Annotated in this window: 10 protein-coding genes; 6 read left to right on the plus strand and 4 right to left on the minus strand. The window is 66.6% G+C overall.

All coding sequences use genetic code 11. From position 1 onward, the window contains the following. Window positions 1-27 precede the first annotated feature (27 nt). The 4 genes from pheS to ACTHQV_RS03930 all read left to right on the plus strand — a co-directional run bounded on the left by pheS (window position 28) and on the right by ACTHQV_RS03930 (window position 6,129). Entirely contained in the window at window positions 28-1,197 is a 1,170-nt protein-coding gene (gene pheS / locus ACTHQV_RS03915; RefSeq protein ID WP_440488468.1) for a phenylalanine--tRNA ligase subunit alpha, read from the plus strand. Next, on the plus strand, window positions 1,194-3,557 hold the full coding sequence (gene pheT, locus ACTHQV_RS03920; protein WP_440488469.1) for a phenylalanine--tRNA ligase subunit beta: 2,364 nt from the start codon (window positions 1,194-1,196) through the stop codon (window positions 3,555-3,557). Before pheS ends, pheT begins: the two co-directional genes overlap by 4 nt. Next, window positions 3,554-4,423 carry an aldose 1-epimerase family protein gene (locus tag ACTHQV_RS03925; RefSeq protein WP_440488470.1) on the plus strand — a complete coding sequence of 290 codons (870 nt, stop codon included), beginning with the start codon at window positions 3,554-3,556 and terminating at the stop codon, window positions 4,421-4,423. Before pheT ends, ACTHQV_RS03925 begins: the two co-directional genes overlap by 4 nt. A gap of 134 nt (window positions 4,424-4,557) precedes the next feature. Then, entirely contained in the window at window positions 4,558-6,129 is a 1,572-nt protein-coding gene (locus ACTHQV_RS03930; protein WP_440488471.1) for a peptide chain release factor 3, read from the plus strand. Between the two features lie 117 nt (window positions 6,130-6,246). Here ACTHQV_RS03930 and ACTHQV_RS03935 read toward each other — a convergent pair whose 3' ends face one another. Further along, window positions 6,247-7,473 (minus strand): spinster family MFS transporter, encoded by a 1,227-nt coding sequence (locus ACTHQV_RS03935; protein WP_440488472.1) that lies wholly within the window; start codon window positions 7,471-7,473, stop codon window positions 6,247-6,249. A gap of 148 nt (window positions 7,474-7,621) precedes the next feature. Further along, complete coding sequence (locus tag ACTHQV_RS03940; protein ID WP_440488473.1) at window positions 7,622-9,859, minus strand: TonB-dependent receptor; 2,238 nt, start codon at window positions 9,857-9,859, stop codon at window positions 7,622-7,624. A 112-nt stretch (window positions 9,860-9,971) separates the two neighbouring features. Here ACTHQV_RS03940 and ACTHQV_RS03945 point away from each other — a divergent pair, with 112 nt between their 5' ends. Further along, the gene (locus ACTHQV_RS03945; RefSeq protein WP_440488474.1) at window positions 9,972-10,610 is read left to right on the plus strand and encodes a TetR/AcrR family transcriptional regulator; all 639 of its coding nucleotides are present in this window, start codon (window positions 9,972-9,974) and stop codon (window positions 10,608-10,610) included. A gap of 71 nt (window positions 10,611-10,681) precedes the next feature. Here ACTHQV_RS03945 and rplT read toward each other — a convergent pair whose 3' ends face one another. Both rplT and rpmI read right to left on the minus strand, forming a co-directional pair. Further along, entirely contained in the window at window positions 10,682-11,053 is a 372-nt protein-coding gene (rplT, locus tag ACTHQV_RS03950) for a 50S ribosomal protein L20 (protein ID WP_055757215.1), read from the minus strand. 13 nt (window positions 11,054-11,066) lie between these two features. Continuing rightward, complete coding sequence (rpmI, locus tag ACTHQV_RS03955) at window positions 11,067-11,270, minus strand: 50S ribosomal protein L35 (protein WP_056457646.1); 204 nt, start codon at window positions 11,268-11,270, stop codon at window positions 11,067-11,069. A 156-nt stretch (window positions 11,271-11,426) separates the two neighbouring features. Here rpmI and ACTHQV_RS03960 point away from each other — a divergent pair, with 156 nt between their 5' ends. Further along, a complete protein-coding gene (locus ACTHQV_RS03960) occupies window positions 11,427-13,547 on the plus strand; it encodes an AsmA family protein (RefSeq protein WP_440488475.1) in 2,121 nt (706 codons plus the stop codon). Window positions 13,548-13,685 lie beyond the last annotated feature (138 nt).

Raw genomic sequence — 13,685 nt, forward strand, 5'->3', positions numbered from 1 at the left:
GCCGGATATCCCGATACCGGAGCGACCGTGACCCCCGATCTCGACCAATTGCGTGCCGACCTGCTTGCCGCCGTCGATGCTTCCCCGGGCGTCGATGCGCTGGAGGCGGTGCGTGTCCATGCGCTGGGCAAGCAGGGGGCGGTGACCGGCCTGCTCAAGACGCTGGGTGGCCTGTCGCCCGAGGAACGCCAGACGGTCGCCCCCGGCATCCATGCGCTGCGCGAGGCGGTGACGACCGCGATCGCCGCACGCAAGGCCGATCTGGAGGCGAAGGCGCTGGCGGCGAAGCTGGCGAGCGAGCGCGTCGACCTGACGCTGCCGGTCGACCGGCCGGCGCCGGGCGGGGTGCATCCGGTTTCGCAGGTGATGGACGAGCTGGCCGAAATCTTTGCCGATCTGGGCTTTGCCGTCGCGACTGGTCCGGAGATCGAGGATGACTGGCACAACTTCACCGCGCTGAACATTCCGGAGACGCATCCGGCGCGGGCGATGCATGATACGTTTTACGCGCAGCGCCGAAGCCCGCAGGGCGAGGGAACCGCAAGCGCGGCCGGCGGCGCCCAGGCGCCGTCCGACGACGGTGGCTCCGCCACCGGCGCCCCCGAACGCTACGTCCTCAGAACGCACACGAGCCCCGTCCAAATCCGCACGATGATGGCGCAGAAACCCCCGATCCGCATCATCGCGCCGGGCCGGGTCTATCGCAGCGACAGCGATGCGACGCACACGCCGATGTTCCATCAGATCGAGGGGCTGGTGATCGATCGCGGCATCCATATGGGGCATCTCAAATGGACGCTGGAGACGTTCCTGAAAGCCTATTTCGAGCGCGACGACATCGTGCTGCGGCTGCGGCCGAGCTATTTCCCGTTCACCGAACCGTCGGCGGAGGTCGATATCGGCTATACGCTGGAAAAGGGTCGGCGCGTGGTCGGCGGTGATCCGAGCAAGGGCAATGGCGGCTGGATGGAAGTGCTGGGCAGCGGCATGGTCCATCCGAAGGTCATCGAAGCGTGCGGGCTGGACCCGAACGAGTGGCAGGGATTTGCGTTCGGCACCGGCGTCGACCGGCTGGCGATGCTGAAATACGGCATGGACGATCTGCGCCCGTTCTTCGACGGCGACCTCCGCTGGCTGAAACATTACGGATTCTCGGCGCTGGACGTGCCCACGCTGTCGGGGGGAGTGACGGCATGAAGTTCACCTATGGCTGGCTCAGCGAGCATCTCGACACCGACGCACCGCTCGACACGATCCTTGAAGGGCTGACCCGGATCGGGCTAGAGGTCGAGGGCGTCGAGAATCCCGGCGAGAAGCTGGCGGCGTTCCGCGTTGCCCGTGTCCTGACCGCCGAGCGGCATCCGCAGGCGGACAAGTTGCAGGTGCTCTCCGTCGATGCCGGGGACGGCCCGTTGCAGGTGGTGTGTGGCGCGCCCAATGCCCGCGCCGGGTTGGTCGGCGTGTTCGGCATGCCGGGTGCGACGGTGCCCGCCAACGGCATGGTGCTGAAGGTCGCGGCGATCCGCGGCGTCGAATCGAACGGCATGATGTGTTCGACCCGCGAACTGGAGCTGGGCGACGATCATGACGGGATCATCGAGCTGCCCGACGATGCGCCGGTCGGTACCCCCTTCCCCGCCTATGCCGGGCTCGACGATCCGGTGATCGACGTCAGCGTCACGCCCAACCGGCAGGACTGCATGGGCGTACGCGGCATCGCGCGCGATCTGGCGGCGGCGGGTTATGGGACGTTGAAGCCGCTGGCGGTGCCGGTCGTTGCCGGCGAGGGTGACGGGCCGGACGTGCGGGTCGAGGATGTAGCGGGCTGTCCGGCTTTTTATGCGCAGGCGGTGCGCGGGCTGACCAATGGTGAGTCGCCCGAGTGGATGCGCAAGCGGCTGAACGCGATCGGGCAGAAGCCGATTTCGACGCTGGTCGACATCACCAATTACGTGATGTTCGATCTGGGGCGGCCGCTGCACGTCTATGACCTGGCGAAGTTGACCGGCGGGCTGGTTGCGCGTCAGGCGGTGGCGGGCGAGAGCGTCGTCGCGCTCAACGGCAAGACGTACACGCTGGGCAGCGGCGAGACGGTGATCGCCGACGATGCGGGCGTGCACGATATCGGCGGCATCATGGGCGGCGAGCATTCGGGCGTGTCGGCGACGACCACCGACGTGCTGATCGAATGCGCCTATTTCACGCCGGAAGCGATCGCGCGGACCGGGCAGAAACTGGCGCTGACCAGCGATGCGCGCACGCGGTTCGAGCGGGGGGTCGATCCTGCGTTTCTGGATCAGGGACTCGCCATCGCGACCGATTATGTGCTGCGGCTGTGCGGTGGGACCGCGAGTGGCGTGACGAAGGCAGGGTCGCCGCCGGTCGCGCCGCGCACCATCACCCATCAGCCCGAGCGGGTGGCGACGCTGGGCGGGCTGGATGTCGCCGAGGATCGGCAGCGCGATATCCTCGAACGGCTGGGGTTCTCGGTCGGCGATGGCTGGCAAGTGACCGTGCCGTCTTGGCGGCGCGATATCGACGGCACCGCCGATCTGGTCGAAGAAATCGTCCGCATCGAAGGGCTGGACAAGGTGCCCTCGACTCCGCTCGACCGGCCGGCGGGCGTGGCGGTGCCGACCGCGACACCCGAACAGAAGCTGGAGCGGCGCATCCGGCGTGCGGCGGCCGCTCGCGGGCTGGCCGAGGCGATTACGTGGAGCTTTATCGCCGAGGACGAAGCCGCGCCATTCGGTGGCGGCGCGTGGGAGGTCGTCAATCCGATCGCCAACGATATGCGGATCATGCGGCCATCGCTGCTGCCCGGACTGCTGAGTGCAGCGGCCCGCAACCTGAAGCGTGGGGCGAGCAGCGTGAAGCTGTTCGAGATCGGGCGGCGCTATCTGGCGGACGGCGAGCATATGACGCTCGGCATCGTGTTCGCGGGCGAGCGGGCCCCGCGCGGCTGGCGCGGTGGCAAGGCGCAGGGCTTCGACGCGTTCGATGCCAAGGGCGAGTTGCTGGCGCTGCTCGAGGCGGCGGGGGCGCCGGTCGGCAATCTGCAGGTGATGGAGGCGCCGGGCGACGTCTATCATCCGGGGCAGTCGGCGACGCTCAGGCTGGGGCCGAAGACGGTGCTGGCGAGCTTCGGCGTGTTGCACCCGACCATCGCCAAGGCGTTCGACCTGCCCGCGGGCACGGTTGCGGCCGAACTGTATCTCGACGCACTGCCGGCCAAGCGCGGCGGCGGGGCGATGCGCGGGGCCTATGCGCCGCCGGCATTGCAGGCGGTGACGCGCGACTTCGCGTTCGTGGTGGCCGACAGCGTCAGCGGTGACCAGCTGGTGCGTGCGGTGCGCGGCGCCGACAAGGCGGCGATCGTCGATGCGCGGCTGTTCGACGTGTTCGCAGGCGCCGGCGTCGAGCCGGGGCATAAGAGCCTGGCGATCGAGGTCACATTGCAGCCCGGCGCCAAGAGCTTCACCGATGCCGAATTGAAGGCGATATCGGACAAGATCGTCGCTGCGGCGACCAAGATCGGCGGGAGCCTGCGCGCATGACCGTGACCCTGACCAATGGTACGCTGACCGTAGCGGTCGAACCGCTGGGTGCCGAGCTGCATTCGATCAAGGATGCGGACGGTCGCGAACTGATGACCAATGCCGATCCGGCCTATTGGACCGGGCATGCGCCGATCCTGTTCCCGATCATCGGCGCGGTGCAGGACGATCGCTATCATTTGGATGGTGAAGTCTTCCACATGGCCAAGCACGGGTTTGCGCGGCGGCGGAAGTTTGCGAAGGTTGCACAGAGCGACACGTCCGTCCGGTTCGAACTGGTCGACGATGAAGAGACGCGGAAGCAATACCCGTTCGCGTTCATGCTCCACGTGGAACATTCGCTGGACGGTGCGACGCTGCACAGCGTTGTAACGGTTACGAATACCGGTGAGCGCGACCTGCCGGCGAGCATCGGGTTCCATCCGGCGTTCGCGTGGCCGCTGCCCTATGGCCGCGACCGTGCGGAGCATCGGATGGTGTTTTCGGACGCGGAAGTTGGCACGGTCGCGGCGATCGCGGACAACGGGACGATCGCGCCGGAGCGGCGGCCCGATCCGGTGGTCGACCGGGTGTTGACGCTGACCGACGAACTGTTCGCGAAGGATGCGCTGGTTTTCGATCCAGTTCGAAGCACTTGGGTCCGCTATGGGGCGGGAGACGGGCCGCAGTTGCGGGTCGATTTTCCGGGGATGCCCAAGCTGGGTATCTGGACCAAGCCGGGTGCAAGCTTCGTGTGTATCGAGCCGTGGGACGGGATTGCGGATCCGGAAGGGTTTGCCGGCGATATCTTCGACAAGCCGGGTATCCACCGCGTTGCGCCAGGGCAGTCGCATCGGGCGGCGATGGCGGTGACGTTGGAAGGTTGATTTTCACGCGAAGGCGCGGAGACGCGAAGCGAAGAAGGTAGGCTGGGTTTCGCGCCTTCGCGCGAACCCGCCTTCTTCCCCCGCGACACGAACCCAATCTTGCCGCCCTCTCCGCCCGGCACTAAAGGCCGGCGATGGACCATATTTCCGATCGCCGCACCTTTGCGATCATCTCCCACCCCGACGCCGGCAAGACCACGCTGACCGAAAAGCTGCTGCTGTTCGGCGGTGCGATCCATCTGGCGGGTGAGGTCAAGGCGCGCGGTGCCGCCAGGCGAGCGCGGTCGGACTGGATGAAGATCGAGCAGCAGCGCGGGATTTCGGTCACCTCGTCGGTGATGACGTTCGAGCGGAACGGGTTGACCTTCAACCTGCTCGACACGCCGGGCCACGAGGATTTCTCCGAAGACACCTATCGCACGCTGACCGCGGTCGATTCGGCGGTGATGGTGATCGACGCCGCCAAGGGCATTGAGCCGCAGACGCGCAAGCTGTTCGAAGTATGCCGGTTGCGCAGCGTGCCGATCATCACCTTCGTCAACAAGGTCGACCGCGAGGGGCGCGATCCGTTCGCGCTGCTCGATGAAGTCGCCGACATGCTGCAACTCGACGTGTGTCCGATGACGTGGCCGGCGGGCATGGGCGGGCAGTTCGAGGGTATTTACGACCTGGTCGACAACCGGCTGTTGCAGCCCGAGGCGGGGACCAAGGATTTTCAGGGCAAGGTCGAGCAGTTCACCGGGCTGGACGACGAACGGATCGACGCGGTGCTGTCGGTCGAAGGGGCCGAGCGGTTGCGCGAAGAGGCCGAGTTGGCGACGGGCGGTTATGCCGGCTTCGATGCGGCGGCGTATCGCGCGGGCGACCTGACCCCGGTCTATTTCGGGTCGGCGCTGAAGGAGTTTGGGGTCGATTCGCTGATCGATGCGATCGCGCGCCACGCCCCCCCGCCCCGCCCGCAGCCGGCCGAGCCGGCCGCGGTCGACCCGACCGACGACCGCGTGACCGGGTTCGTGTTCAAGGTGCAGGCGAACATGGACCCCAATCACCGCGACCGGATCGCGTTCATGCGGCTGTGCTCGGGGACGTTCAAGCGCGGCATGAAGCTGACCCCGACCGGCCATGGCAAGCCGATTGCGATCCACTCCCCCATCCTGTTCTTCGCGCGCGAACGCGAACTAGCGGATGAGGCTTATCCGGGCGACATCATCGGCATTCCCAACCACGGGACGCTGCGGGTGGGCGATACGCTGTCGGAGCGGGCCGATGTGCGTTTCACCGGTCTGCCGAACTTTGCCCCCGAAATCCTGCGGCGCGTGGCGTTGAAGGACCCGACCAAGACCAAGCAGTTGCGCAAGGCGCTCGACGACATGGCCGAGGAAGGGGTGACCCAGGTCTTCTACCCCGATATCGGGTCGAACTGGATCATCGGCGTGGTCGGACAGTTGCAGCTGGAAGTGCTGCTGAGCCGGCTGGACGTCGAATACAAGGTCGCGGCGGGGCTGGAAATGGCGCCGTTCGAGACGGCGCGGTGGATTTCGGCGAGCGATCCGGCGGATCTGAAGGCGTTCACCGACCTGCATCGTTCGGCGATGGCGAAGGACCGCGACGGCAATCCGGTGTTTCTGGCGAAGAGCGCGTGGGAGGTCGGCTATATCGCCGATCGCTATTCGAAGGTGACGTTCGCGGCGACGCGGGAGCGGTAGTCTCTTGTTACGACCGTACCCCCGCGCAGGCGGGGGTCCAGGGTTTCGGAGGGTACGACACGTTGCTTGGCCCTGGATCCCCGCCTTCGCGGGGATACGGCTTGCAGGCGAACGCGGTTACGCCACCCAGTCGCGCCCGAGCCGGCGGCTGGCGAGCGCCATCAGCGCACCGGCGACCAGATACAGGCACAGGGCGGCGGCGATCGCATAGCGTAGCGATTCGGTACCGTAGGCAGGCGCCAAACCCTTCGACAGCTGCCCGACGACCCAGCTGCCCATCCCCAGCCCGATGAGGTTGTTGATGAGCAGGAAACAGGCCGAGGCGGTGGCGCGCATATGGGCGGGGACGAGGTGCTGCACGGCGGTCAGCACCGGGCCGAGCCAGACATAGACCAGCGCCTGCGGGATGACGAACAGCGTGAAGGCGGCGAGCCAGCCATTCGACAGCACCCCGGCGATGAACAGCGGGGTGCCCAGCACATAGCAGAGCGCGGGCAGCAGCGCGTACCAGCGTTCGTCGCGCGCGCCCAGCCGGTCGCCGAGCGAGCCGCCGAGCAGGATACCGGCGACCCCGCCGGTCAGCAGCAGCGCGCCGAAGAACTGGCCGGTCTGGACCAGATCGAGCCCGAAGCTGCGCATCATCAGGCTGGGCAGCCAGAAGCCGACGCCATAGCCGCATATCGACCCCGCCGCCGCGCCGAAGGCGAGCAGCCAGAAGCTGGGCTTGCGCGCGAGGATGCCGAACACACGGCCGACGGGGATGCGGTCGGCGCTGGCGGCGGCACGGGGCGGGTCCTTGACGATCCAGCGGAAGAAGGGGGCGATGACCAGTCCGGCCAGACCAACGCTGTAGAAGGCGGTGCGCCACTCGACTGCCTGCGCAATATAGCCGCCGAGCAGCACGCCCCCCGCCGCGCCCAGCGGGATGCCGAGCGAATAGATGGCGAGCGCGCGGGCGCGGCGTTCGGGGGGGAAGGTGTCGGCGATCAGCGCATAGGATGGGGCGACGCCACCCGCCTCCCCCACCCCGACGCCGAGGCGGTAGAGGAACATTTGCGTGAAATTCTGCGCGGTGCCGCACAGCGCGGTGAAGCCGCTCCACACGGCAAGGCTGACCGTGATGACCCAGGTGCGGCTGGTGCGGTCGGCGATCAACGCGAGCGGAATCGCCAGCGTCGAATAGAGCGCGGCAAAGGCAAGGCCGCCGAGCATCCCCATCTGTCCGTCATCGAGGCCGAGGTCGCGCTGGACCGGTTGGGCAAGGATCGAGAGGATCTGCCGGTCGAGGAAGTTGAAGCTGTAGACCAGCAGCAACATGGCAAGGGTGATGCGGGCGTTTTTCATTGGGCTACTCGAAAATCCTCCCCGTTTACGGGGAGGGGGACCAGCGAAGCTGGTGGAGGGGGATCGCCGCGAACGCAACCGTGGTGGAAGCGGAGGCCCCCCTCCACCACCGCTGCGCGGCGGTCCCCCTCCCCGTGCCGGGGAGGATTTAGAACTTCACCTCGAACGTCGCCGTTGCCGTGCGCGGCGGGCCGTAATAGCCGATGATCGAATTGCCGAAGAGCGCGCCGGGGAAATTATAGCCCCCTACCCGGTAGCGTTGATCGGTCAGGTTGCGCAGCGCCATGCCGATCCGATAGCGGCCATCGCCCGAAATCCAGTTGGCCGCGGCGTTGACCAGCGCATAGCCGTCCTGATCGAGTGCCGGCGTCGGAATTTCGAACAGCGAATAATCGCTGCGCAGCGTGACTTCGGGCGTTACCGACAGCGATCCACCGGCGAAATCGGTCGAGGCGGTGAAGGATGCGGCGGCGGTGAATTCGGGCGTATTCTGGAACACACGCTGGTTGGATACGTCGACCGGCGTGGTGCCGCCGCCGATGAAGGTCAGGAATTCCTTGTAATCGGCATTGGTGTAGCCGAACGAGACCTGTGCCGAGAAATTGCGGGACGGGACCATCCGCCCCTCTATCTCCAGCCCGTAAATGTCCGCCTTGCCCGCATTGTCGACGAAGCTGGCGATGCCGCCATTGACGTTGGGCACCTGGATCGTGACTTGCTGGTCGGTGTAGCGCGAATAATAGCCGGCCATGTTCAGGAACAGGGTGCGGTCGAGGAACGCGCCCTTCATGCCGACTTCGTAGCTGGTGATCTTTTCGGGATCATAGCCATTGACGGTCGTCGGCGTGAACACCGCGTCGCCGCGCATGTCGAATCCGCCCGATTTGAACCCCCTGCCCCACGATGCATAGAGGTTCAGGTCCTGTCGCGGCTCGTAACTGATCGACACGCGCGGGGTGAACTGGTCGAAGCTGCGATCGTTGGTGTAATCGGTGCGGATCAGGCCGGGCACGGCGGCGGCATTGCCGAAGCGGGGCGAGCGGATGCCGGTATAGTTGCGGCGGAAGACGGTGCCGGTCTTGTCATCCTTGGTATAGCGCAGGCCGGCTGACACCTTCAGCCGGTCGGTCAGGTCGTAGCTGATATCGCCGAACGCGGCATAGCTCTTGGTCCTTACCTGTCCCGAGGTCAGGGTGGTGGTGTTGGCGAGGCCGAGCACGGTGTCGAAGGCGCCCGAGGCGTCGGCATCGAGGTAATAGAGGCCGACGACGCCCTGCAACCGATCGCCCTGGATCAGCAGTTGCAGTTCCTGGGTGAATTGCCAGTCGTCATATTCGGCGGGCACGTCGAGGGTGGGGAGCGCAGTGTTGTCGAAATCGATGACGGTGTTGGTGGCGCCTTCGCGGTACGCGCTGATCGATTTGAAGGTCAGCAGGTCGGATAGCTGGAACTCGCCGGTCAGCGACAGTCCCTGCGCCACCACGCGATTACGATCGCCGATGCCGGCGCGGGTGTCGTAGACGCTGGGGGTCGGCGCATAGCGCGGGTCGGTACCGTTCGCGAGCAGCCGGGTGCCGTGGCGCGGGTTCGACCGGTCGAGCGTGCGATCGCCGGCGAGGCGGACGAAGATGCTGTCGGTCGGGGTCCATTCGGCCGAGACGCGCGCGGCGAGCACGTCCTTGTCATATTGGTCGGCACCAGTGGTCAGGTTCCGGCCGTAACCGTCGCGCTTGTAGCGCGCGACCGCGCCGCCGATCGACAACGTATCACCGAGCGGCACCGTGACCTGCCCGATCAGGTCTAGCTGATTATACGCGCCGTAGGATGCGCGTGCGGTGCCGGCGAAGTCGTTGCCCAGCCGCTTCGTCACATATTTGATCGCGCCGCCGATCGTGTTGCGGCCATAGAGCGTTCCCTGCGGCCCGCGCAGCACCTCGACCCGTTCGACGTCGAAGATATCGAGCACCGCCCCCTGCGGCCGGGCGACATAGACGTCGTCGAGATACAGGCCGACACCCGGTTCGAAGCCCCAGAGCGGATCCTGCTGGCCGACGCCGCGGCTGAAGGCGATCAGCGTGGAGTTGGAGCCGCGCGCGATCTGCAGCGTCAGGTTGGGCGTCTTGTCCTGCAAGGCGGTGATATCGACCGCACCGGTGCGGGTCAGCTGATCGCCGGTCACCACCGACATGGCGATCGGCACGTCGATGACGCTTTCGGCGCGGCGGCGGGCGGTGACGACGATGTCGCCGTCACCCTGATCCGCGACCACCGACGCCGATGCGGCCAGAGTTTCGGGGGGCGTTTCGGTGGTTTGTGCGAGTGCGGGCGATGCGACGAGCGCCGCCCCCATCAGCAAACCGGCGCGAATTCCGAACGTGCGACGCATCGACCTCTCCCTGCATGGACGCCACCCGTTTGGCCGGGTTGTACGTCGTTGCGCTTGGCTATACTGAAAGATGAACCGGGTTTCAACTTTCCCGGACCGGGAGAGCGAACAGATGGCCGAGACGGGCGTCAGCGACGACAAGATGCCGCGCACCGAACGCGGTCGCCGCACCCGCCGCGCGATCCTCGACGCTGCCGCCGCCGAGTTCGGGGAGAAGGGATTTCACGAAGGATCGATCAGCGCGATCACCCGGCGGGCAGGCGTGGCGCTCGGCAGTTTCTACACCTATTTCGATTCGAAGGACGCGGTGTTCCGCGCGCTGGTCGCCGACATGTCGGCGCAGGTGCGCGATCATGTCGCGCCGGCGATTCGCGAGGCGGAGGGACAGATCGCGGCCGAGCGCGCCGGGCTGCTCGAATTCATCCGCTTCGTGCGGGCGCACAAGGAAATCTACCGCATCATCGACGAGGCGGAGTTCGTCGATCCGGCCAGTTTCCGCCGGCATTATTCGACGACGGCGGACCGGATTGCGGCGAGGCTGCGTGCGGCGGCGGATCGGGGGGAAGTGTCGCGCGAGGTGTCCGAAGTGCATGCCTGGGCGATCATGGGCATGAACGTGTTCCTGGGCCTGCGATACGGGGTGTGGGACGAAGACCGGACGCCCGAGGACGTGGCCGATGCGGTCGCGACGTTGCTGGCGCGTGGAATGGTCGCTGCGCATGGCGACAAGGTCGAGACCGGGCAGGTGTAGGCCGTACAACGAAAAACGCCGGCGGGTTGCCCCACCGGCGTTTTCATCCCGCAAACAGGAACCGCAGCGCGTTACGCGGCGGCCTGCTCCGGCAGGGCGGCCTTTGCCTGCGCGACGATCGCCTTGAAGGCGGCTTCCTCGTGCATCGCGATATCGGCCAGGACCTTCCGGTCGAGTTCGATGCCGGCCAGCTTGCAGCCGTGCATGAACTGCGAATAGGTGATGCCTTCCGCCCGGACACCGGCGTTGATGCGCTGGATCCACAGACCACGGAAGGTCCGCTTCTTCACCTTGCGGTCGCGATAGGCGTACTGACCGGCCTTTTCGACGGCCTGGCGCGCGATGCGGATGGTGTTCTTGCGACGGCCATAATAGCCCTTCGCCTGATCCAAAATCCGCTTGTGCTTCGCCTTGGTGGTCGTGCCGCGCTTGATGCGTGCCATGTCTCGTTACTCCTTAGCGAAGACCGTAGGGTGCCCATGCCTTGATGTGCGCGACATCGGCATCGGCGAGGACCGAGGTCCCCCGGTTCTGACGGATATACTTCGCGTTGTGCGAGATCAGGCGGTGGCGCTTGCCGGCGACGCCGTGCTTCACCTTGCCGGTGGCGGTGAACTTGAAGCGCTTCTTGACGCCGCTCTTGGTCTTGAGCTTGGGCATTTTGGTCTCCTCAAAAATCACGACGTGCGGATTGCCGCGGCAGCCCCAGATGGCCGGGCGAATCCCGAAAGGTCGTGGAAAGAGCGCGCCCCTAACCCGGATGGGCGCGGAACGCAACCACCGGAACTCGTTACGGCTGCGAACGGTTGAGGGGCGATGGCCGAAGTTTCCCCGACGACCGGCGCCCCCGCCACCCCCCGCCGCACCCGCGACTGGCGGCGGATCGCGCTCAGGACGCTGGCCGGCATCGTCGGGACGCTGTTCCTCGCCTGGCTGATCCTGTTCGTGACCAAGGGCCGGTTCCTGAAGGGCACGTTCGAGCGGATCGCATCGTCGCAGAGCGGCCGCACCGTCCGCGTCGCCGGCGATTTCCAACTCTACTTCAATCCGATCGACCTGAAGTTCCTGGGCGAAGGATTGTCGGTATCGAACCCCGGCTGGGCGGGCGGCGGCAATCTGTTCGAAGCGAAAAAGCTCGACAGTTCGACCGCCACCCTGACCTTCCTGTTCGGGCGGCGGCGGGTCAACTGGCTCGAACTCGACGGGGCACGCGCCGATCTCCATTGGGACGCAGCGCGCAAACGCAATACCTGGACCTTCGGCGACCCGAACAAGCCGGGCAAGAAGCTGGACCTGCCGATCGTGCGCGCCGGCACGTTCCGCGACACGCGCATCCGCTACCGCGATCCGCAATTCCTGCTCGACGGCAATTTCACGCTCGACACGGTGCAGACCAGCGACGCGCAATTCGCCGGCGCGATCCGCGCGACCGGGCAGGGGACGGTGCGCGGACGCCCGTTCCGCCTGACCGGACAGTTGCAGTCGCCCGATGCGACGATTCGCGGCGGGCAGAATCAACTGACCGCCCGGATCGAGGTCGCGCGGTCGGTCGCGATCCTTGCCGGTACCCTGCCCGGCCCGACCGAGCTCGACGGATCGAACCTTGCCGTGCGGCTGCGCGGGCGCAACCTGTCGGACGTGTTCGCGGTGCTCGGCATCGTGACCCCCGACACCCGCACCTATCGCCTGACCGGGCGGATGACCAAGGACGGTCCCGACTGGAAATTCACCCGGTTAAAGGGCGTGTTCGGCGACAGCGATCTGGCCGGCAGCCTGACCGTGACGCAGCGCGAACCGCGCCTGCTGCTGACCGCCGACCTGACGTCGCGCACACTCGATATCGTCGATATGTCGGCGTTCGTCGGCTACGACCTCGAACGGGTCGAGGCCCAAGGCGCGGCGGGTGTGATCGAACGCGCGGGCGGCGCCCCCCGCCTGCTTCCCGATGCGAAGCTGAACGTCGAGGCGCTGCGCAATTTCGACGCCAAGGTCCGCTACAAGGTTGCCAGCGTCCGCGCGCGCAGCCTGCCGGTATCCGACGTCGACCTGACGCTGGACCTGAACGACCGGTTGCTCAAACTCTCGCCGCTGACCTTTGCGATGGCGCGCGGCAATGTCGCGTCGGACGTGGTGATCGACGCGCGGCGCCGCCCCGCCGTCACGGACTACGACATCCGCCTGTCGCCGACGCCGATGGGACGGTTGCTGGCGGGCTGGGGCGTCGAGGAAGCGGGAACGTCGGGCACGGTCAAGGCGCGGGTGAAGCTGACCGGCACCGGCGACACCGTCCATGATTCGCTGGCCAGTTCGAACGGCCGGATCGCGATCATCCTGCCCGCCGGCAGTTTCTGGACGCGCAACGTGCAGTTGTCCGAGCTCGACCTCGGCACCTTTGCGCAGAAGATGTTCGAGGGACGGTTGAAGGAACCGGTGCGGATCAATTGCGGGCTGATCGGCTTTACCGTGCGCAGCGGGGTGGCGGCGGCCGACCCGATCCTGATCGATACGCAGAAGAATGTGATGATCGGGCGTGGCGGTTTCAGTTTCCGCAACGAATCGATCGACCTGGCCGTGCGCGCCGATTCGAAGCGATTCTCGTTGTTCGCCGGCCAGTCGCCGGTGGGCATCGGCGGTTATTTCGCTTCGCCACGCTATTCGGTCATCAGCCCCGAACTGCTCGGTCGCGCCGGTGCTGGCCTTGGCCTTGCGGTCGTGGCGACGCCGTTGGCCGGGGTGCTGGCGTTCGTCGATCCCGGCGATGCGAAGGGCGCGGCGTGCGGCCCGATCCTCGCCGGCGCGACCGCCCGGGCGCAGCGGACCAAGGATGGCGAGGCGCGGGACGATGTGGGGCGGGGGACGACCGCCAAGGCCGAAGACGGGCGGTCGAACCGCGGCGAGCGCAAGGAACAGCGCAAGAAGTTTCTCGGGATTTTCTGATTTTCACGCGAAGGCGCGAAGCGAAGAGCGCAGATCGATCGACATGCCCGAACACGGTCGTCCTCCCAGCGAAGGCTGGGATCTCCCGCTGATAGCACGCGGCAGGAGCCGCCCGTGGCCCCAGCCTGCGCTGGGGCG

Source organism: Sphingomonas sp. SAFR-052 (assembly GCF_051965015.1).
In the GTDB taxonomy this organism is placed as follows: Bacteria; Pseudomonadota; Alphaproteobacteria; order Sphingomonadales; family Sphingomonadaceae; genus Sphingomonas.